Genomic DNA, 22,002 nt, shown 5'->3' on the forward strand with positions numbered 1-22,002 from the left:
TGCTTCCGAAGTAGTTTCACTTCATGAAACTTTTAGGATAAGCCCTCGACCGATTAGTATTGGTCAGCTCCATGCATTACTGCACTTCCACCTCCAACCTATCTACCTCGTCGTCTTCAAGGGGTCTTACTAATTGGGAAATCTCATCTTGAGGGGGGCTTCACGCTTAGATGCTTTCAGCGTTTATCCCGTCCGCACGTAGCTACCCAGCTATGCTCCTGGCGGAACAACTGGTACACCAGAGGTGCGTCCATCCCGGTCCTCTCGTACTAAGGACAGCTCCTCTCAAATTTCCTGCGCCCACGACAGATAGGGACCGAACTGTCTCACGACGTTCTGAACCCAGCTCGCGTACCGCTTTAATGGGCGAACAGCCCAACCCTTGGGACCTACTTCAGCCCCAGGATGCGATGAGCCGACATCGAGGTGCCAAACCTCCCCGTCGATGTGGACTCTTGGGGGAGATAAGCCTGTTATCCCCAGGGTAGCTTTTATCCGTTGAGCGATGGCCCTTCCATGCGGTACCACCGGATCACTAAGCCCGACTTTCGTCCCTGCTCGACTTGTAGGTCTCGCAGTCAAGCTCCCTTCTGCCTTTGCACTCTTCGAATGATTTCCAACCATTCTGAGGGAACCTTGGGGCGCCTCCGTTACTCTTTAGGAGGCGACCGCCCCAGTCAAACTGCCCACCTGACACTGTCCCCGAACCGGTTTACGGTCCTAGGTTAGAACCTAGATACGATCAGGGTGGTATCCCAACGGCGCCTCGATAGAAGCTTGCGCTCCTACTTCTTAGGCTCCCACCTATCCTGTACAGATCGTACCCAAATCCAATATCAAGCTGCAGTAAAGCTCCATGGGGTCTTTCCGTCTTGTCGCGGGTAACCTGCATCTTCACAGGTATTAAAATTTCACCGGATCTCTCGTTGAGACAGCGCCCAAGTCGTTACGCCATTCGTGCGGGTCAGAATTTACCTGACAAGGAATTTCGCTACCTTAGGACCGTTATAGTTACGGCCGCCGTTTACTGGGGCTTCGGTTCATAGCTTCGGGTTACCCCTAACCACTCCCCTTAACCTTCCAGCACCGGGCAGGCGTCAGCCCGTATACTTCGCCTTGCGGCTTCGCACAGACCTGTGTTTTTGCTAAACAGTCGCTTGGGCCTTTTCACTGCGGCCCCCTCGTGCTATTCACACTACCGGGGCACCCCTTCTCCCGAAGTTACGGGGTCATTTTGCCGAGTTCCTTAACGAGAGTTCTTCCGCGCGCCTTAGAATACTCTTCTCGCCTACCTGTGTCGGTTTGCGGTACGGGCACCTTCTCCTGGTTAGAGGCTTTTCTTGGCAGTGTGAGATCATGACCTTCGCTACTATAATTTTCGCTCCCCATTACAGCCCAGCCTTATTGATGTGCGGATTTGCCTACACATCAGCCTCACTGCTTAGACGGACACTTCCATCAGTCCGCGTCACTACCCTGCTGCGTCACCCCATTACTCATAACGGATTACGGTGGTACAGGAATTTCAACCTGTTGTCCATCCACTACGCCTTTCGGCCTCGCGTTAGGTCCCGACTTACCCTGAGAGGACGAGCCTTCCTCAGGAAACCTTGGGCTTTCGGCGGATCAGATTCTCACTGATCTTTTCGTTACTTATACCGGCATTCTCACTTGTATGCTGTCCAGCGCTCCTTACGGTACACCTTCAACCTGCATACAACGCTCCCCTACCCCTGATGCAAAGCATCAAGCCATAGCTTCGGTGGCGTGTTTAGCCCCGTTACATTTTCGGCGCAGAGTCACTCGACCAGTGAGCTATTACGCACTCTTTCAATGGTGGCTGCTTCTAAGCCAACATCCTGGTTGTCTGTGCAACTCCACATCCTTTCCCACTTAACACACACTTGGGGACCTTAGCTGATGGTCTGGGCTGTTTCCCTTTCGACAATGGATCTTAGCACTCACTGTCTGACTCCCGGAATTCGAGTCTATGGCATTCGGAGTTTGACTGAGTTTGGTAACCCTTGCGGGCCCCGCACCCAATCAGTGCTCTACCTCCACGACTTATTTCCGAGGCTAGCCCTAAAGCTATTTCGGGGAGAACCAGCTATCTCCGAGTTCGATTGGAATTTCTCCGCTACCCCCACCTCATCCCCGCATTTTTCAACATGCGTGGGTTCGGGCCTCCAGTGCGTGTTACCGCACCTTCACCCTGGACAGGGGTAGATCACTCGGTTTCGGGTCTACGTCCACGTACTAAAATTCGCCCTATTCAGACTCGCTTTCGCTGCGGCTCCGGCTTCTCACCTTAACCTTGCACGGGAACGTAACTCGCCGGTTCATTCTACAAAAGGCACGCCATCACCCATTAATAGGGCTCTGACTTTTTGTAAGCACACGGTTTCAGGTTCTATTTCACTCCCCTTCCGGGGTGCTTTTCACCTTTCCCTCACGGTACTGTTTCACTATCGGTCGCTAGGTAGTATTTAGCCTTAGCAGATGGTCCTGCTAGATTCATACGGGGTTTCACGTGCCCCGCACTACTCGGGATCCGTCTCGGAGGGATTAGATTTTTGGTTACAGGGCTTTTACCTTCTATGCCGGGCCTTTCCAGACCTCTTCACCTAATCTAATCCTTTGTAACTCCATGTGAGACGTCCCACAACCCCAAAGAGCAAGCTCCTTGGTTTGGGCTGTTCCGCGTTCGCTCGCCGCTACTGACGGAATCACTATTGTTTTCTCTTCCTCAGGGTACTTAGATGTTTCAGTTCCCCTGGTCTGCCTCTACATTCCCTATGTATTCAGGAATGAGTAACTGCGAATTACCACAGCTGGGTTTCCCCATTCGGACACCCCCGGATCAAAGCTTGCTTACAGCTCCCCGAGGCAGTTTCGTTGTTCGCCACGTCCTTCATCGGCTCCTAGCGCCTAGGCATCCTCCGTGTGCTCTTAGTAGCTTAACCATTATGCTCTTGTATTGCGTCTGGCGCTCTGTTGTCCGCTTATTTCTACCATAAATGGTATAAACAAGCTTCCAAAGGATCTCCAGCCTCAACACATTCGCATTACATTATTGGCTGGTATTCAGTAAACTGAATACTTTGCCGCTACTTTTACACTTTGTTCAATTCACAAGGAATTGAATTTAGATAAAAAGAATGTTCTAAATCGCAAATTCGTTTCGTTATCTAGTTTTCAAGGATCAAGTTGAATGAAATTATTGGTGGAGCCAAGCGGGATCGAACCGCTGACCTCCTGCTTGCAAGGCAGGCGCTCTCCCAGCTGAGCTATGGCCCCATATAAATTCCATCAAAACTGAACAAATGGGATGATGTAAAAGTTTGAAGTGAATTCACTTCGATTTGAATGTTTCCATTACAGGAAACAATTCTCCATAGAAAGGAGGTGATCCAGCCGCACCTTCCGATACGGCTACCTTGTTACGACTTCACCCCAATCATCTACCCCACCTTCGGCGGCTGGCTCCCTTGCGGGTTACCCCACCGACTTCGGGTGTTGTAAACTCTCGTGGTGTGACGGGCGGTGTGTACAAGACCCGGGAACGTATTCACCGCGGCATGCTGATCCGCGATTACTAGCAATTCCGACTTCATGCAGGCGGGTTGCAGCCTGCAATCCGAACTGAGACCGGCTTTGGTGGGATTGGCTCCATCTCGCGATTTCGCAGCCCGTTGTACCGGCCATTGTAGTACGTGTGTAGCCCAGGTCATAAGGGGCATGATGATTTGACGTCATCCCCACCTTCCTCCGGTTTGTCACCGGCAGTCTGTTTAGAGTGCCCACCATAATGTGCTGGCAACTAAGCATAAGGGTTGCGCTCGTTGCGGGACTTAACCCAACATCTCACGACACGAGCTGACGACAACCATGCACCACCTGTCTCCTCTGTCCCGAAGGCCGCCACTATCTCTAGTGGATTCAGAGGGATGTCAAGACCTGGTAAGGTTCTTCGCGTTGCTTCGAATTAAACCACATACTCCACTGCTTGTGCGGGTCCCCGTCAATTCCTTTGAGTTTCAGTCTTGCGACCGTACTCCCCAGGCGGAGTGCTTAATGTGTTAACTTCGGCACCAAGGGTATCGAAACCCCTAACACCTAGCACTCATCGTTTACGGCGTGGACTACCAGGGTATCTAATCCTGTTTGCTCCCCACGCTTTCGCGCCTCAGCGTCAGTTACAGCCCAGAGAGTCGCCTTCGCCACTGGTGTTCCTCCACATATCTACGCATTTCACCGCTACACGTGGAATTCCACTCTCCTCTTCTGTACTCAAGTCACCCAGTTTCCAGTGCGACCCGGGGTTGAGCCCCGGGATTAAACACCAGACTTAAATGACCGCCTGCGCGCGCTTTACGCCCAATAATTCCGGACAACGCTTGCCCCCTACGTATTACCGCGGCTGCTGGCACGTAGTTAGCCGGGGCTTTCTTCTCAGGTACCGTCACTCCAGGAGCAGTTACTCTCCTGAATCTTCTTCCCTGGCAACAGAGCTTTACGATCCGAAAACCTTCATCACTCACGCGGCGTTGCTCCGTCAGACTTTCGTCCATTGCGGAAGATTCCCTACTGCTGCCTCCCGTAGGAGTCTGGGCCGTGTCTCAGTCCCAGTGTGGCCGTTCACCCTCTCAGGTCGGCTACGCATCGTCGCCTTGGTGAGCCGTTACCTCACCAACAAGCTAATGCGCCGCAGGTCCATCTGTAAGTGACAGATTGCTCCGCCTTTCAACATCCCCTCAGGAGAGAAAATGTATTATCCGGTATTAGCTACCGTTTCCGGTAGTTATCCCAGTCTCACAGGCAGGTTACCTACGTGTTACTCACCCGTCCGCCGCTGAGTATTAGGAGTGCAAGCACTCCATCAACTCCGCTCGACTTGCATGTATTAGGCACGCCGCCAGCGTTCGTCCTGAGCCAGGATCAAACTCTCCAATAGAGATGAATTTTAAATTTGCTTTGCAACAATTTCGAAATCATCTAGAGATGAATGTCAGATCAACTTTGCAGCGACCGGACATTCATCGAATGAAAAGAGCGATATGCTCATTTTGAAACAAACTGACAAGAACATAAATGTTCTTTAGTTTTTAAAAATTACATCATCCATTTGTTCAGTTTTCAAAGAACTTATTGTTCTGTCTAGCAAACATTTTCGTTTGAGCCAGAATCATATTATATCAATCTGTGTATTCAATGTCAACTCTTTTTTTAATTAAGATTTTAGTTTCAAAATCTAATGTCCGAGGCGACATCAATTAATATATCAGGTTTTAATATAGTACGCAAGCTTTTTTTTCTAATAAACTAGTTTTTACATTAAACTATCTCAGAGACAGTAATAGATCCATCAATAATAGATACATAGATTGAAAGATACATAACAAAGTCCCCTGCTATAGCAGAGGACAGATTATTAAGCAGCTAACTGTTTACGACTAATTCTACGACTAAGAAGTCCATGTGAAGGCGAGAAAATAAAAGTAAGTACAAACAAGCACCCTGCTACTGTCACCATACATCCAGCAATAGAAGCATCTAACCAGAATGCTGTGTAATATCCCAACACTGAACATACCACGCCAATTAACACACTATACAATAACATGTAACTTAAACGGTCGGTCAATAGATAAGCTGTCGCAGCAGGAATAATGAGCATCCCTACCACCAATATAGCACCCACACTTTCAAATGAAGCCACGGAAGTTAACGATACCATTCCCATCAGCATATAATGAAAGAGCATGACCGGTATGCCGCAAGCCGCAGCCAATGCCGGATCAAACGCACAAATTTTGAACTGTTTAAAGAACAAACTCATAAGCACTAGTATTAATAGTAGCGTTCCTCCGAGTATCCACACTGCTCTGGGCCCAATATCGACACCATTAACAGAAAGAGTATCCCACTGCACGTAGGCTATCTCCCCAAACAAGACACAGTCAAGGTCAAGATCGATATTCCGTGCATTCATACTAATGATGATAACTCCTACAGCAAACAATGCTGTAAATACAATACCAATGGAGGCATCTGATTGTAATCCACTGTTCTGTAGTGTCTGAATGAACAGAACGGCGAGAAGACCAAACGCCGCTGCACCTAGAAGCATAAACACGGAATCTCGGGAACCACTGATCAAAAAGGCAATAGCAATTCCCGGAAGTACAGCATGACTAATGGCGTCACCGATTAATGCCATTTTACGAAGTACTAGAAAACACCCGAGTATCGCACAGGAGGTTGACACTAGAATTGCAGTTAGGAGAATCCAAAAATCTGTCATATTAAATTCCCCTCCCTTTTTCTACTTCTAGTTCTCTATGCTGGACTGTACTCCCCTTAACATCTCTATAGGATGACCGCATTTTATATTGTCGAAGCCACTTACTTACCCAACCTCTACGGGGGGCTGCCAATGCCGAGACTACAAATAACGAGGAAGCTACCAACACCGCAACTGGACCTGTCGGTAAATTAGAGACCGTCGAGCTGAAGAAAGTACCCATAATACCGCTCAAGGCGCCTATAATTCCGGAAAGGACCACCATCACACTTAGGCGATCCGTCCAAAAGCGGGCAGTTACGGCAGGTGTAATTAATAAAGCTGCAACTAAAACGACTCCAACAGCTTGAATACCTACTACAACAGCAACAACGGTTAGAAATAATAACATCTGCTCCAACAGGCCAACAGGTAAGCCCATTCCCCTAGCAAAACCCGCATCAAAGCTAATAAGCTTAAACTCTTTAAATAAAAAATAACAGATAATGATTAATAATAGAGACACGCCCATCATTAAGTGCACATCTTCCATGACCATGGAGGCTGCCTGACCAAATAAGTATTTGTCTAGACCACTCTGACTTCCACTACCACTATGTTGTATTTTGGTCAGCAACACGATACCAATACCGAAAAAGAAAGAGAGCACAATCCCCATTGCGGTATCTTGCTTAATTCGTGAATATTTAGTAATCCATTGTATGCCAAATGTAGCAATGACCCCAGCAACTAATGCCCCCACCAGAAATAATCCGACGGATTTAGTCCCTGTAAGCAAGAATGATATACATATTCCCGGTAAGGCAGCATGAGCCAATGTGTCACCAAGCAAGCTTTGTTTACGTAGATAAGAGAATGAACCAATGACACCATTACTCAGTCCTAGTAGCATACAACCAAACATAATCCAGCGACTATTTGGATCTTGCCAAAATTCGATTAGGCTATTCATCATGGTTGATCACCCACCGTTCTTAAGTAGGACTGCGTCCCCACTACCTTGTAGGACAGCGATTCGTCCTCCGTACGTTTGCTGAAGTAGGTCTGGCGTAAATACCTCTTGGACAGGACCTGCAGCTACCAATTCACCATTCAATAGTAGGACATGATCAAAATACTCCTGAACTGTCGAAAGATCATGATGGACGACAAGTACCGTTTTGCCCTCTTGTTTCAATTGTTCCAAAAGCGCTATTATCGCTTTCTCTGTCGTTGCATCCACACCTGCAAACGGCTCATCCATGAAATATAAATCTGCATCCTGAACAAGTGCTCTTGCTAGAAATACCCGTTGTTGTTGCCCCCCTGATAGTTGGCTAATCTGCCGGTTGGCATATTCACCCATACCTACTTTATGAAGACAATCAAGTGCCATTTCCCGTTCCTTATTTCCTGGTCTGCGTATCCAACCTAGATGTCCGTATCTCCCCATCATCACTACATCCAATGCATTCGTCGGAAAATCCCAATCCACAGACTCACGTTGTGGCACGTAACCGATCCGTTTACGCTGTTCCTTATAAGACTTGCCGTAGATTTTGACTTGTCCAGCAACTGTAGGAACCAGCCCAAGTATTGCCTTAAGTAACGTAGATTTACCGGCACCATTAGGCCCGATCAAGCCAATCAGACTTCCTTGCGAAACAGAGAAAGACACTTGTTGTAACACAGGCTTCTTATGGTAAGCAACCGTCAGTCCTTGGACTTCAAGCGGTGCATCTATAAATTCATCTGTTTTATTCAACACTTTTCCCATGTGATATCTCTCCTCTTCCTTATTTCAGTGCCTCAGTAATGACTTTTGTATTATGCCGAATCATTCCGATGTAATTATCAGATTCACTACCCTCTTCACCCATCGCATCAGAGTACAATTCACCACCAATCTGTACCTGATGTCCTTTCTCTAAAGCTCCAGCAATAATAGCTTCCATCGATTTAGGTGGAATACTCGATTCCACAAAGACGGCTTTGATTTTATTATCAATGAGGTAATCACGTAACACACTTACATCTTTAGAGCCGTACTCCGCAGCTGTACTGATTCCTTGAAGGCCCATAACCTTTATATTGTAAGCATCACCATAATATCCAAAGGCATCATGCGCTGTTACAAGTACACGTGTTGCTTCTGGAATCTGACTAATAGACTCTCGTACCTCTTGATCCAATGCTTTGAGCTCAGCTAAGTACGCTTCACCATTCGAAGTGTAATCATCTGCATGTTCTGGATCTGACTCTTTTAACGTATCTACCACTTTCTGAGATGCTTCCATCCACAATTGCACATCAAACCATATATGAGGATCAAATTCTGTCCCCCCTGTATCCTTACCTGAACGTAATTTCGATTTATCTATATCCCCTGCGACAGCGACTACCGTTTTTTTATCACCCATTTTATCTAAAATATCCGTCATCTTACCTTCCAAATGTAGTCCGTTGTAGAAGACAATGTCCGCTTGATCTAATTTACGAATATCGCCTTGAGATGCTTTGTATAAATGGGGATCTACACCAGGGCCCATTAAACCTGTCACTGCTACATGCTCGCCACCGATCTCGCGAACAATATCACTAATCATTCCAATCGTAGCCGTGATTTTAATTTTACCTTCCTTCGCTTCAGCTTCATTGTCTTCTGACCCGCAAGCAGCAAGCACAAACAACATACACAGCATAGATAGGGTCATCAATCCTCGAATGAATGGACCACGGTTAACTCTTAAACTCATTTTTACATCTCCTTTATATCTTTTTATATTTTTTGCAAGACTAACTATGTTTTACTAGAGACTTTTTTTTATCAATAACCAATAATGTTTCCCTAGTGCAAATTTTATGGCATGACGACACAAATTGCAACCTTTTTATTCATATTACTTAAAAGGTTAACGTCTCTTAAAGGACAGTAACCGTTTCTAGTAGAAACTTAAGCAGAGTATAGTGAGAACTTATACGTACTAATATATTAGAAAAAAAGCAGCAGCCCTCGATAACTAGGGCTGCTGCTTTTGCAATAGATGTAAATCAAGATTCTAATAACCGGATGAATTCGTCCTCATCCTCAATGACTTGTATACCAAGTTGCTTCGCCTTTGTAAGCTTGCTACCCGCTTTCTCACCCGCAACGACAAGATGCGTCTTAGAAGACACACTACCGCTCACTTTCCCGCCGAGTGCCTCTATCCGATCTGCAGCTTCATCACGAGTAAGCTTGTGTAATGTTCCTGTTAGTACGACCGTCTTCCCACTGAAGAAGGAATCCGTAGAGATCACACGTGGCGCTTCAGGGGCTTTCGCCTCTATACCCAAGGCCAACATTCTCTCAATGCCTGTTCGCATAAACGGATCTGCGAAAAAGTTCACGATACTTTCGGCTACAATGCCTCCTACGTCTGGCAGGACCACTAACTCTTCTACAGTCGCTGCCATTACAGCGTGTAAATCGCGATAATGATCAGCCAGCATACGTGTTGTCGCTTTTCCCGTATTCGGGATACCGAGTGCAAACAAGAATGATGCTAGATCACGTCCCTTACTCTTTTCCAATGCCTGTAGTAAGTTCTTCGCCTTCTTCTCACCAAACCGATCTAGCTGCACTAGATCATCAAAAGCTAATGTATATAGATCAGCGGGTTCTTTGACTTGAAGCTCATTATGCAATAGCTCTGCTGTCATGACACTAAAGGTATCAATATCCATAGCATCACGAGACGCAAAGTGGGTAATACGCCCAATCAATTGTGGCTTACAATCAAGTCGATTGTTACAGAACAGATGGGCCCCTTTTTGCTCTAGTGGAAACCCACATGACGGACATGCTGAAGGAAATACGATCTCTTCTCCGTCATTCTCCTCTGTTACTTTTCCAAGAATCTCCGGGATTACATCATTAGATCTTCGAATGAATACACGTGCACCTAATGCATACTTCAGATTCTTCCGCTCAATATCCCCAATATTGTTCAGGGTACAATTCTGTACGGTTACTCCGGCGAGCTCCACAGCTTCCACTCTGGCTACTGGAGTGATTTTGCCTGTCCGACCCACTTCCCAGGATACAGATTCAAGTACTGTCGTTGTCTCTTCCGCTTCAAATTTATAGGCTACTGCCCAACGCGGAAATTTATCCGTATATCCAAGAGCTTCACGGGTAGGTATATCAACAATTTTGATAACAGCACCATCAATTAAATAATCCAGACCTGCTCGGCGTTCCACAATGCTGGCTAATTCCTCTGTTACATCATCAAACTGATCGAAATATGTGATAAAAGGATTGACCTTAAAGCGATTGTCACGCAGGAAATCCATCATTTCTTGATGATCCGCAAATTCGATGCGGTTAGCATAACCTACGTTATAGAAGAAGGCACTTAGCCGTCTCTCTGCCGTAGCTTTGGGATTCAAGTTACGTAGAGCTCCAGCAGCCGCATTACGCGCATTCTTCAACGGTTCAGCCGCTTTGGAATTGTAATCGCGGAGTACCGACAAGTTCATAATTCCCTCACCCTGTACCTCAATCGTGCCTTCCTTAAATGGAATCGTTAGTGGTACAGACTTAATGGTCTTCACCTGAGCCAGAATACCTTCGCCTACAGATCCGTTTCCGCGTGTCGCAGCTTGGATAAGCGTACCATCCTTGTAAGTTAAATTAAGCGTCAAGCCATCAAATTTCAGTTCTACCGCATAACGTAGACTCGGAAGAGGTGTATCCGGATTCTTGACGTTATAGTCGGCAACAAGTTTCTCTGCTCGAGTATGCCATACACGAAGCTGTTCTATATTCTGCGCCTTATCTAGACTCCAGAGCGGAGCAAGATGACGATGGGGTTCGAAACCTTTGAGCAATTCCCCGCCTACCCGTTGGGTTGGGGAATCAGCTAGAATGAACCCACTTTCCTTCTCCAACTGAACTAATTGATCGTACAGCACATCATACTCTTTATCGCTCACTAGCGGCTTGTCCATTGTATAGTAATGGTAATTATACTTGTTCAGCTCACTTACGAGCTGCTCCATGGTATGCATAGAATCCATCCAGGCCATCCTCCACAATTCAATTTAATCCGTATCGTAAATCTATGATTTACTCTACTTTAGTAATCGGTGCAAAACCGGCTAACAGACGTTTCACACCTACAGGTGCTGGAAATGCAATCTGCAGCTCCGTATCGTTGCCACTTCCTTTGATTGAAACGATAACGCCAATTCCCCATTTGCCGTGAGATACCTTATCTCCTGCTTTAAGTGTGGCTGGATCAGATGAACTTCCTGCTTCAACCGTTCGTTGTGGCCCAGATGTGGTGACTGTAACCCTACTCTTTGCCGCTGAGGCGGTCGATCCGCTTAGAGATGAATTCGATGCACTACGTCCAAAGTTACTTCCTCCACCACTACCTAGACCTCGTCCTCCATATGAACCTCCACCGTTCGCCCCTCGTTTATAACGGTCATTTTCCATTAAGGTATCTTCCTTCAACTCTTCTGGAATTTCTTCTAGAAAGCGGGAAGGTGCGTTCGCTGTTGTCCGTCCAAATAAGGTTCTCATCTTAGCACAGGAAAGGAAGAGTTGTTGCTCTGCACGTGTAATCCCTACATAAGCAAGACGGCGTTCTTCCTCAAGCTCTTCATTGTCCATAAAAGCACGACTGTGTGGGAATACGCCTTCCTCCATCCCAACAATAAATACGACAGGAAATTCAAGTCCCTTGGCACTATGCATCGTCATTAGAATAACAGCATCGCTTTCTTCCTCAGGATCATCATTCACTTTATCTATGTCTGCAATCAACGCCAAATCAGTCAAAAAGGAAACCAGTGATTTATCATCATTGTTCTTCTCAAATTCCATCGTTACAGATAGGAATTCCTCGATATTCTCCAACCTTGAACGAGATTCAAGCGTTTTTTCATTCTCAAGTTCACGGCGATACTCTGACAGTTCAAGTATTTTCTCTGTTAATTCGGTAACAGATAAATATTCCACCATTTGATGTAAAGAAGCAATCATATCGTAAAAACCAACGAGTGCGTTACGCGTCCGTCCGGCAAAACCAAGATCATCTACAAACTGTAACACCCGAAAGATAGATGTTCCTTTCTCAGATGCGGCTGCCGCTAGTTTAGCAACTGTCGTATCCCCTATAGCTCTTTTGGGGACGTTAATAATTCTTGTTAAACTAATGTCATCGTCTGGATTAGATAGTAGCTTCAAATAACCTAATAAATCCTTGATCTCTTTACGATCGTAGAACTTAATTCCTCCTACAATCTGATAAGGGATATCTGATTTGATCAGAATTTCCTCTACCACCCGGGACTGAGCATTCGTGCGGTACAGAATAGCATGTTTCTGATAGGACTGACCATTCTTCACATTTTTACTAATCTCTGAGGCCACGAAATACCCTTCATCATGTTCGGAGTCTGCACGGTAAACTTTGATCTTCGGGCCTTCGCCTTTATCTGTCCACAGCTTCTTCGGTTTACGCCCTGTGTTCTTATTGATTACTTCATTAGCCGCATTCAGAATATTTGAAGTGGAACGATAGTTCTGTTCCAAGAAGATCGTGCGTGCCTCAGGGTAATCTTCTTCAAAGTTAAGGATGTTACTAATATCCGCTCCACGCCAGCGATAAATCGACTGATCACTATCCCCTACGACACAAATACGGTGGTGGCCTTCAGCTAACATACGGCATAGCATATATTGTGCTTTGTTCGTATCCTGATATTCATCCACATGGACATATTGGAATTTCTTTTGATAGAAATCGAGTACTTCTGGTACTTCTTTAAATAGTTGGATCGTGGTCATGATCAAGTCGTCAAAATCGAGGGAGTTATTGTTCTTCAGTCTTCTTTGATACATTCTGTACACTTTAGCTGCTAATTCCTCGAAATAATCGCCCGCCTTCTGCTCGAACTGCTCAGGAGTAAGCAATTCATTCTTGGCTGAGCTAATGAGGGCTTGGATCGCTTTAGGCTCAAATTTCTTAGTGTCGATATTCAGTTCTTTCATACAATTACGGATCACGGAAAGCTGGTCTGTAGAATCTAGAATGGAGAAGCTGGAAGAGAATCCAATTCTTTCGATATCTTTACGCAGAATCCGCACACACATGGAGTGAAAGGTTGACACCCAAATGTCTCTTCCTTCTCTTCCCACTAGCTTAGATACCCGTTCTTGCATTTCTCTCGCTGCTTTGTTCGTAAAGGTAATCGCCAAAATAGCCCACGGTGGAGCTTTGCGTGTTGCAATCAGGTAAGCAATTCGATGTGTTAACACCCTCGTCTTACCACTTCCCGCCCCTGCCATAATCAATAAAGGCTTGTCTGTAGCTTCAACAGCCTGTTGCTGCGGTGGATTGAGCTTTGAGATTGCTTCATATATGTCAATCGGTTGCATAAAGGTTATGCTCCTTCCAATTTGGTTCAAGGTATTAGTCATTATTAATTAGTTCATCTATATTGCGTCAAGAGCTGTACTGTTGGCCACTACTGTACTGCCGATACCGTTAGTAAAGCCTGCTCTAAGTTATCGTAAACAATATTGCCCACGACGATCGTGTCGCTGACAGCTGCCGCTTGAGTAGCCGTAGCATAATCTGTAATTCCTCCACCATATACGAGCTGGGCATGGTTGAGCTTATGCTTCACCGCTCTTACGAGCTCCATGTCACCAAATATTCCACTATATTCCAAGTAAACAACAGACAATGACATCAGCTTATCTGCAATTTGCGCAAAGGCTGCCGCACCAGAAACATCCAGCGACGTATTAGCTTGCGTAAGGCGAGCTACAGCTGAATTTGGATTCAGAACAATATAACCTTCCGTTACAAGAAGCTCCCACGGGATCATATAACCATAACGATCAATCGCTTGCTGCTGATGACCTACAATCCAAGCGGGATCGGAACTATTCAGTACCATCGGAATCATATAAAGATCAAATCCAGGCACAATCGCTTCCATATCAGATACTTCTTGCACACATGGCAGTTCGTAGCGCCTTATACGCGACAAAAGATCTACCGTATTCTCAAAAGTTACACCTGTCGAGCCACCCACCATAATTGCATCCGTCCCCGACAGACATACCGCATCCAGATTCTGATCATCGATTTCACGTTCTGGATCAAGCTTAAAAACATGCTTCCATGATTTCATCATTTGTTTCAAATCTTCAACCCTCCACGTGTCATCATAAAGCTCTAAATCTAGTCTATGACAGCAAGGGAGCAGTGTCAATTTTTGTTCGCCTTAAATACGAACAAAATAAACATAATAATGTACTAGATAAATCCTCTTATGTATTATCCCTTCCTTAACTACTCTATATTACTAAAGCTATGTGAAGAAATCGTTTGATCCCCCTACAAATTTACAAGTTGTAATAACAATATAAAGAACCCGAACGTAGCAACATGAAATATGCTTTCGTTCAGGTTCTTTGTATAAATAATTATAATAGGCGGGATACCCACTGCTTGCTACGATAGGGAATAGGCATCCTTAATTTATAATGTTGCGGCGGGTATCAAGAGTGTGTAGCTGTTTGAATAACAACCCTATCCTTTAATCCTCTGGTAAGTCTCTTCATCGGATACAATATACAATCTCGCATCCTTAGGAATAGGCTCGTTAAGCTTACGGTTGATGCTAAGGTCGCTGCGGTCAGACAATAGAGTAGCCCCCTGACGAAGCAGACCCTGAAAGGCATCTCCATATGTCTCCCACGTACTATTAAGTGGTATTTCATAGATATCGTCTCCATACTGACGGCTCAGCAGCTGTGTAATAACCTCAGAGTTCCCCTCCTGCAGAGCGGATCGTACGGCTAGTCTGGAGATGGCATCATGCGACAGTACGAACTCGTTCACATGAACGTGTCGGAAGTTCTGAATGTTCTTCTCCTGCATAATTTCTACAGTCGTATGTACTTGCGGCGCGATACGCTCAATGCTAGAGGCGATCAGCAGCGATTTACCGTCGATCAGCGATGTTTCATCAATGCGCGTGTCCCCGAATACAATCGCGGCTTTTGCCCCATAAATATTAGCCTTAAGAAGAATCTCATCACTCGAAGCATCGCCGCTAATAAAATGGACCTGATCCATATGCTCCAGCGGATGGCTTCCCGTCTCATCAATGATTACGATATGGCATTTGGGTGAATAACACAGAACCTCATCTACAGCAGCCTGTGCTTTCTTACTCCAATTAATCAGTATGACATGATCCCCACCACGAAAGCTCAATGTTCCCGCCCCCCTCCTTCTTTGCAACTCTGCGATAGAGTCAATGACCTTACCGATGACCAAACTCAACAGGCCGATGCCAAAGATATATAGAAATATAGTAAATGCCTTGCCGATTGCCGTAGCTGCAAAGTAATCACCATACCCGACCGTAGCCATCGTTGTCATGACCCAGTAAAATGCATTAAACCAGTTGTCAAAGGTGTTTGGCTCCAATAAATACGCGATGGTTGCACTTACAACAATAAAGATTAGGATAATCAGCCCGATGGCCCTTTTCCTTAAGCGCATCATCTTCGTGGATATCCTGAGAATAAAATGCATCTGCCCACCCCTTCTCCTTATCCAATAAAGCAGCCGCTTGAGATGGGTTAACTCGAGCGGCCGAAATTATCCTTGTTGAATATGCAATGAACTAAATAATAAGACTACTGACGGCAAATGCCGTCCCGATAAACACCATGCAGAGCATAATACCTACAGCTACATTACCCTTTTGTAGGTGATCCGAAATTTTAAACCCAGGGGTTACTAATTCGAAGATCCAGTAAGCTGCTATCAGGCATAGATAACCTACCGCAAACCAGAGCATCATAAACCATATAGATGTATTCGTATAAGCCGCTATTCCCAGAATGATGGCTGTGGCTACAAACTTGCCGCCAAGAGCCAGAGCTACTGCTACATTCCCCTTCTTCAGTTCCTCCATATCCTTGAACGGAGTCATCCAGCTAAATATAACCATACCTAATAATTGAAGAAGAATGATAACAAGAACACTTATTACTAAATTAACAACGATTATCAATTAGCCCACCCCCTAAATTTCGCATAGGCCGAATCATAATCGGCAAAATCATGTACTTCTTCCAATACCACAGATGTGGTCTTCTGTTTCTCCAATGCCGTATAGCGCTTATCGTCAATCGGCTGCTTGATCCGGTTCCCAGAAGGTAGCTCAATCACGGCAAAGTTTCTCGTCTTACCCTTAAACTTAGTCTTATATACACCCACAAGATCAACATCCGTTGTTACCGACACTTTGAGATTCGTTAGATCTTCTACAGCCGTTTTCTGATCTTTATAAGATTTGATAGGGGTCCAAGAGGACAAACGGATTTCGTTACGCTTATCCTCATCTGTTATTAGCTCGGCATCCATAAACTTCAAAATCCAAATTTTGTCACCTGTTGCATAGTTACCGTCATTGGGCAGGAGTTCGTTATCGGGCAATATCGTCATATCGCTACCGATCAAATCCCCCACTGTACTCTCTACAACACGGTAATCCCAAGGTACTCGCGATTCTGTGGTTTCTGCAATAGTCTCTACAGTGGAATCCGTATGGAATACACTATCCTGATTACCAGAGCATGCACTTAACAAAAGTACCATCAAAAACATAAGACATACGGTTACTCCGATCCTCGATGTTCGTGCTAATGCATAGACTCCCATTTCTCTTTCCATCTTCATACGCAATTATCTCACTCCCAACGCGATAAAATGACTGGTATTGCCTGTAATCGGTCCACCTGCCCGCCCGAGCAGCCCACAAGGCTTCCCATTAATGACGAACATGCCGGTCAACAGATGAAGTTCACCTTCCGCTGTGTTTATCCGGGCTAATTCGGCTCTTTTTTGATAAACAGAGGGAAATAACACACTGCTATCGAAGCCGTCCTCATCCTGAAGCTCCAGTGTACCGCTATCATCAAATAGACGCACAGAACCCCCCTCACGGCCAAATACTGATTTGGACACAAAGTTCCCGGAAAACACCGGCTTGTTATACGTAGGTAAAATGTAATTTTCAATGGCCCTACGCTCTTCTTCATTAAAGTGAAGGCCCAGCTCGTACATCCCCCATACCGCTGCCATGAGTCCCTTGGATTGCAACAATATACTGTGTGGTGAATTAAAGAGCTGCAGATTACCGGTCTCAACCGCATAAGCTAGCGCATCGCCACCTTCGTCAACCGCCATCCATTCTTTGGGGTACAGGGCGAACATGCGCTTAATAATACGTCCCTCACCATCTTTCACGACACCGTTATCAATGGATAAGTGGAGGCAATCCACACATTGAATATGGAGGCCGCTGTGCCTTACAAGCGCTTCAATCGTGCCGGAGTCTTCCTGATGAGATCCGTATGCAATACAGGCCACTGTATCCGGCTGCTCCTCCTGCCACGCCGCTGCGAGAAGCTCCTTCATCGCGGTATTAGGGCTGGATATGCCTGCCTGTTCACATATCCAAGGGGTAGCAATTGAAGCTTCTACATAACCAGTAGGCGTATCTGCATTCAGCTCCAGCAGCTTAATCGTACCGTCATCAGCCACGGCGTAATCGAAGCGGGCATAACGGCTGATTAATCCCTGTGCAGATAGAGGACATTGGTCAAGCATCTCCCACAAGAGCGGCGGGATGCCGATCAAATCATATAAATCATGCCTACGATGAACATAACGGACAGCTTTGTCGAGTATATGCCAGAGCTTACAGGAGGCCTCTTCAAGCTCCTTGTAGGTCTCGCTGCGCATAACTGCAACTGCATCCAACCAGTATTCCTCACCCTCCAGGTCTGCCCAGGTAAATCCTAGCTCATGCAACTGCTCTACGCGGGGTGCTCGTTCAAGAGCGGATTGATCTAGAAACTCAAATACACTCTGACTATGGATCATCCGCCAAAACCACTCTTGCTTGAGCTTGACCTCGATGAGGATACAGATCCAGAGCTCGAGGAGCTCAGACCGCTGGACTTGCCCCCGATACTTCCGGCCTTCGAGGAAGTAGATCTTCTTGTAATGGAACCACTGGATGAGGTCGATGTTCTCGGTTTGACCACAGAGCCTGGAACGGTCTTATTCTGGAACTTATCGTTACTATAAGTACTGGGCTTATACGTATTCTTGGTCCCTGCATAATAGGTTGGACGGTCGTTGTGCCACCCTCTTGATGAGTAATTGGAGCCACTGTTAAATAGCATGTGGTACAATAACAAATCATCCCAGCCAAAGCCTGAATTATTACCGCCGTAGTTGTTCACTACAGTCGTTCCATTAGAGGTCACTGCCCCTTGTTCCTGCTGCACGACCTCTTTCGTTCCTTCATCTGGATATGGAATGTTCCAGTCTACATTTTTGTCAAAATACGCTTTGACCTCTTCTGTAGACCAAGACACGAGCTGAGGCTCTTCCCCAGAGGTACTGGTACCGCCACTTGCACCTGCAGCACTCGGAACAAATAGTGCATTAGCCAGCAAGGCTAGACCGAGCGAGGTAGACAATATACGAATCGGCTTTCCTTCTGGGGTAAACAATTTCGATACAGCTAATTCTTTAGCATTTTCATCTTTAGCCACCACAAGCTCCTCCTCCCCTGTCATTTATCATTCGCTACGCATAGGAACAAGCAGAAGCTCCAGCTTCCCTTCGTCCACATTCAGCCGCCCCTCAACAGTCTCATATTCCTGGCTACCAACCACAAGATAATTGACATGCTCTAATGCCGCAATCATATTCATGCTCCACGTACGCTCCTCAATAACACGCAGCACGCCTTCCGGCATTTTCTCAAACAAGATGACACTCATTCCATTGTCCACTATGATTCTTCCTCCCTCATAACCATCATGCTTCTGATACGGCATTAGCATCTTTACGTTTCATAACGATAAAGGTGCATAATAAAGAATACTAAATTGTCACATCCCCACATTTAATTTATGTAGAAAGGTAACCATTAGCAAGCTAGTGGTTTAACATTCCAAAGTAACGCTACATTTTCACAATCTACTTCCATGGTAGTGTTTTTAGTTTATTTAAGATAGAAGGTTATTTTGTATAAATTTGTAACTCCAAGTCATGTAGTGTCATGAGTTGTCGAATAATATTTTTTATGTCAACCCGTTGATTAACTTAAATACTTTCCGGGATACTTAGTGTCGACAAATAAAGGATGACTCCTGAGGAATACAACGACCTTTTGACAGCATAAATAGAACAGTAAGAGCCCTCTTATATAGGCGGCTCTTTACTGTTCTTACATTTTGTTGAATTTCAGATTTAATTATGTGTGACAACGGCCCCAGAACCACCATACATGTCCAATTCACCCTCAAGCTCTAGCTTAAGAACGGTAACATGCTCATGTGCATCTTCAGGTGTCATATGAATCCATGTGGTTCCAGGAATGTTGAACCAGGGTACGCCGCCATGAATTTCATGTGTAAGTTCTTTGCCGGTATGAAGCACTGTAATTTTATTGATTTTATTCGATAATCCTTTGAGACATACACACTCTTTGGGATCGTCATATACGAGGAGGTACAGGGTCTTTTTGTCCTTAGAAATCGTGCTACCGCCTAAGTAGTAACGTGGCAAAATCCCTTCATCCGTTTCGAACACCGCTTCTTCATGCGTTCTAATCCATTGGCCAAGTCCTAACAGAATAGCTTCTTCTCTAGGATCTACCGTGCCATCTTCCATAGGCCCGATATCGAGCAACATGTTCCCCCCCAAGGTGATACAATCACAGAACATCCGAATGATCTGTTTCAATGACTTGTATTTGTTGTCCGTTGGCACATATCCCCAAGAGCTATTGATGGTTGTACAGAATTCCCATGGGCCCTCGGGTCTTGTGATCGGAATGCCTTGCTCGGGTGTTTTGTAATCGCCATGACCTTGCAGACGTGAGTTGATGATAATGTCTGAGTTGAATGATTGTAAGTATTGCTTGAAGGCAGGTAGATTCCACTGCTCAGCACTTCTCTCCCAATCACCGTCGAACCATAAGAGATCTACTTTACCATAGTTGGTTAGAATCTCTTGTAACTGATTGTTGTTGAATTCGAGAAATTTCTTCCATCTCTCTTCGTCTTGAACGCCATCTGTAGGCTCTGAGAATTTATTAACTTTGCTTAAATCCTCAGGGACGATACCATCTTGATAGACACTTGGATAGTCTGGGTGTGACCAGTCGATCAGAGAGTAGTACATTCCAAGATGAATCCCTCTACTCGTAATCGCTTCGGCATATTCTTTAATGATGTCCCGTCTAGCAGGGGTCTTCTTCACTACATTTAAGTCGCTATATTGCGTATCCCATAAGGCTACTCCATCATGATGTTTTGTTGTAAGAACAGCGTATTTCGCACCAGACTTTTCAATGAGATCTGCCCATGTGTCAGCATTGAATTTCGAGGCTGTAAAGCCGTCTAATTGTTTCATATAATCTTCATATGAGATCCCACCATTAAAGAATGACCACGATTCAGAGATCCCGTTTACTGCATAAATACCATAGTGAATAAAAATTCCCAACTTCGCCTTTTCAAACCACTTGTCCATGTGTCATCCCGCCCCCTTAATCTTGCCTATCGTATCAAAGTCCTTTATGCATGGTATCGAGCAACCGATGTGTCTTGTCGCAGCCGTACTCCCAGAACATCATTCCAGCCAAATTATTATTCTTAACATAGTCGCATTTGTGCCGAAGCGATTCTTCGTCATCGTAAGATATGAAGCTAGTGCCATTAAAGAGGTACGGTGCCTTCGCTTCCTCATCCCAATAACGGGTATACCCGTTACTATTGATGTAATTGGCGCTAAGGTCCGTGAAATCCGGTCCATATCCTCCCGTACTTCCAGCCATTTGATGGAGACCGTGATTAATATCAGGAACCTGTTGCCATATACGGGAGTAGAATGCCACTCCGATCACGATTTTCTCCCTAGGAACACCTGCACGGATAAACATATTGATAGAAGATTCCGTGCTAATACGGAATAGATCCCCTGATGGTGTATACAAGTTCGTATGGTGGCCCGTCAGAATCTGAAAACCTCCACGCATATCGTATGTCATCACCTGCACAAAATCTAAATACTGCTGTACTTGATCCATCTCCGTGCCGTCTACATAATACTGATCGGCTCCTGCGGCGATCGTAAGTAAATAATGCCGTCCGTCCTGCACCCCTTTACGATCCAACACATCCCGCATAGTCTTTAGTAGTAACGTAAAGTTACTCTTATCGTCAGGGCTTGATTGAATGCCCGCTTCTCCATAACAAGGATATTCCCAATCCAGGTCAATTCCATCGAATGGATAGTCAGTCAATACCCGAACAGCCGAATTGGCCATTGCGCTTCTTCCCTCTTCGGAAGCAGCAGCTTCAGAGAATCCGCCAGCACTCCATCCTCCGACAGACAATATCACGTTTAGTTCGGGATGTTCACCTTTTATACTCTGCAGGACATCCATATGCTTCATATGATCCGTACGGATCTCATCATTCTGAACATGTCCAAATGCTACATTCAAATGGGTCAATTTCACCAAGTCCTCCTGAGTCAAATCGGGAAGCTTGGAATCAACAACATAACCAGCCACAATATATTTCTGTTTCACTCGTCTCGTTC

Annotated in this window: 15 protein-coding genes, 1 tRNA gene, 2 rRNA genes and 1 pseudogene; all 19 read right to left on the reverse strand. The window is 45.4% G+C overall.

The window, feature by feature from the left end; genetic code table 11:
• Positions 1 to 33: 33 nt before the first annotated feature.
• Positions 34 to 2,963: ribosomal RNA gene (locus UB51_RS19755) — 23S ribosomal RNA — on the reverse strand.
• Between the two features lie 258 nt (positions 2,964 to 3,221).
• Positions 3,222 to 3,297, reverse strand: a tRNA-Ala gene (locus tag UB51_RS19760).
• Positions 3,298 to 3,398: 101 nt separating this feature from the next.
• Positions 3,399 to 4,954, reverse strand: a 16S ribosomal RNA gene (locus tag UB51_RS19765).
• The 16S and 23S rRNA genes sit together here with 1 tRNA gene alongside, the layout of an rRNA operon.
• Before the next feature lie 477 nt (positions 4,955 to 5,431).
• A complete protein-coding gene (locus UB51_RS19770; RefSeq protein ID WP_044878754.1) occupies positions 5,432 to 6,304 on the reverse strand; it encodes a metal ABC transporter permease in 873 nt (290 codons plus the stop codon).
• A 1-nt stretch (position 6,305) separates the two neighbouring features.
• On the reverse strand, positions 6,306 to 7,259 hold the full coding sequence (locus UB51_RS19775; protein ID WP_044878755.1) for a metal ABC transporter permease: 954 nt from the start codon (positions 7,257 to 7,259) through the stop codon (positions 6,306 to 6,308).
• Between the two features lie 6 nt (positions 7,260 to 7,265).
• Positions 7,266 to 8,060, reverse strand: coding sequence for a metal ABC transporter ATP-binding protein (locus tag UB51_RS19780; RefSeq protein WP_044878756.1), 795 nt, complete (start codon positions 8,058 to 8,060; stop codon positions 7,266 to 7,268).
• Between the two features lie 19 nt (positions 8,061 to 8,079).
• Complete coding sequence (locus UB51_RS19785) at positions 8,080 to 9,039, reverse strand: metal ABC transporter solute-binding protein, Zn/Mn family (RefSeq protein WP_044878757.1); 960 nt, start codon at positions 9,037 to 9,039, stop codon at positions 8,080 to 8,082.
• A 295-nt stretch (positions 9,040 to 9,334) separates the two neighbouring features.
• Positions 9,335 to 11,347 (reverse strand): NAD-dependent DNA ligase LigA, encoded by a 2,013-nt coding sequence (ligA, locus tag UB51_RS19790; protein ID WP_044878758.1) that lies wholly within the window; start codon positions 11,345 to 11,347, stop codon positions 9,335 to 9,337.
• Positions 11,348 to 11,396: 49 nt separating this feature from the next.
• Complete coding sequence (pcrA, locus tag UB51_RS19795; RefSeq protein WP_044878759.1) at positions 11,397 to 13,718, reverse strand: DNA helicase PcrA; 2,322 nt, start codon at positions 13,716 to 13,718, stop codon at positions 11,397 to 11,399.
• 89 nt (positions 13,719 to 13,807) lie between these two features.
• Entirely contained in the window at positions 13,808 to 14,485 is a 678-nt protein-coding gene (locus tag UB51_RS19800) for a heptaprenylglyceryl phosphate synthase (protein WP_445322385.1), read from the reverse strand.
• A gap of 398 nt (positions 14,486 to 14,883) precedes the next feature.
• Positions 14,884 to 15,600: a TrkA-related ion transporter gene (locus UB51_RS19805; RefSeq protein ID WP_324607785.1), complete on the reverse strand. Its 717-nt coding sequence runs from the start codon at positions 15,598 to 15,600 to the stop codon at positions 14,884 to 14,886.
• Positions 15,598 to 15,933 (reverse strand): annotated as a pseudogene (locus tag UB51_RS29475) (potassium channel family protein); the annotation flags it as partial. The gene UB51_RS19805 and the pseudogene UB51_RS29475, both read right to left, overlap by 3 nt.
• Positions 15,934 to 15,988: 55 nt before the next feature.
• Entirely contained in the window at positions 15,989 to 16,381 is a 393-nt protein-coding gene (locus UB51_RS19810) for a DUF350 domain-containing protein (RefSeq protein ID WP_044878762.1), read from the reverse strand.
• Entirely contained in the window at positions 16,378 to 17,031 is a 654-nt protein-coding gene (locus UB51_RS19815) for a hypothetical protein (RefSeq protein ID WP_144407124.1), read from the reverse strand. Before UB51_RS19815 ends, UB51_RS19810 begins: the two co-directional genes overlap by 4 nt.
• 24 nt (positions 17,032 to 17,055) lie before the next feature.
• Positions 17,056 to 18,258, reverse strand: a complete 1,203-nt coding sequence (locus UB51_RS19820; RefSeq protein ID WP_044878763.1) for a glutathionylspermidine synthase family protein — start codon at positions 18,256 to 18,258, stop codon at positions 17,056 to 17,058.
• Entirely contained in the window at positions 18,255 to 18,938 is a 684-nt protein-coding gene (locus tag UB51_RS19825) for a hypothetical protein (protein ID WP_044878764.1), read from the reverse strand. The genes UB51_RS19820 and UB51_RS19825 overlap by 4 nt, the downstream gene beginning before the upstream one ends.
• 27 nt (positions 18,939 to 18,965) lie before the next feature.
• A complete protein-coding gene (locus UB51_RS19830) occupies positions 18,966 to 19,181 on the reverse strand; it encodes a hypothetical protein (RefSeq protein ID WP_199924951.1) in 216 nt (71 codons plus the stop codon).
• Between the two features lie 460 nt (positions 19,182 to 19,641).
• A complete protein-coding gene (locus UB51_RS19835; protein ID WP_044878765.1) occupies positions 19,642 to 20,928 on the reverse strand; it encodes an alpha-L-fucosidase in 1,287 nt (428 codons plus the stop codon).
• Between the two features lie 34 nt (positions 20,929 to 20,962).
• Positions 20,963 to 21,991: a glycoside hydrolase family 18 protein gene (locus UB51_RS19840; RefSeq protein WP_044878766.1), complete on the reverse strand. Its 1,029-nt coding sequence runs from the start codon at positions 21,989 to 21,991 to the stop codon at positions 20,963 to 20,965.
• Positions 21,992 to 22,002 lie beyond the last annotated feature (11 nt).

It is taken from the genome of Paenibacillus sp. IHBB 10380 (assembly GCF_000949425.1).
In the GTDB taxonomy this organism is placed as follows: Bacteria; Bacillota; Bacilli; order Paenibacillales; family Paenibacillaceae; genus Paenibacillus_AQ.

Bases quoted from the DNA above. Each gene is read 5' to 3' on its own strand.
- ligA (WP_044878758.1), bottom strand. From the start codon at position 11,347: ATGGATTCTATGCATACCATGGAGCAGCTCGTAAGTGAGCTGAACAAG.
- UB51_RS19770 (WP_044878754.1), bottom strand. From the start codon at position 6,304: ATGACAGATTTTTGGATTCTCCTAACTGCAATTCTAGTGTCAACCTCC.
- pcrA (WP_044878759.1), bottom strand. From the start codon at position 13,718: ATGCAACCGATTGACATATATGAAGCAATCTCAAAGCTCAATCCACCG.
- UB51_RS19835 (WP_044878765.1), bottom strand. From the start codon at position 20,928: ATGGACAAGTGGTTTGAAAAGGCGAAGTTGGGAATTTTTATTCACTAT.
- UB51_RS19815 (WP_144407124.1), bottom strand. From the start codon at position 17,031: ATGGGAGTCTATGCATTAGCACGAACATCGAGGATCGGAGTAACCGTA.
- UB51_RS19780 (WP_044878756.1), bottom strand. From the start codon at position 8,060: ATGGGAAAAGTGTTGAATAAAACAGATGAATTTATAGATGCACCGCTT.
- UB51_RS19820 (WP_044878763.1), bottom strand. From the start codon at position 18,258: ATGATCCATAGTCAGAGTGTATTTGAGTTTCTAGATCAATCCGCTCTT.
- UB51_RS19800 (WP_445322385.1), bottom strand. From the start codon at position 14,485: ATGATGAAATCATGGAAGCATGTTTTTAAGCTTGATCCAGAACGTGAA.
- UB51_RS19785 (WP_044878757.1), bottom strand. From the start codon at position 9,039: ATGAGTTTAAGAGTTAACCGTGGTCCATTCATTCGAGGATTGATGACC.
- UB51_RS19775 (WP_044878755.1), bottom strand. From the start codon at position 7,259: ATGATGAATAGCCTAATCGAATTTTGGCAAGATCCAAATAGTCGCTGG.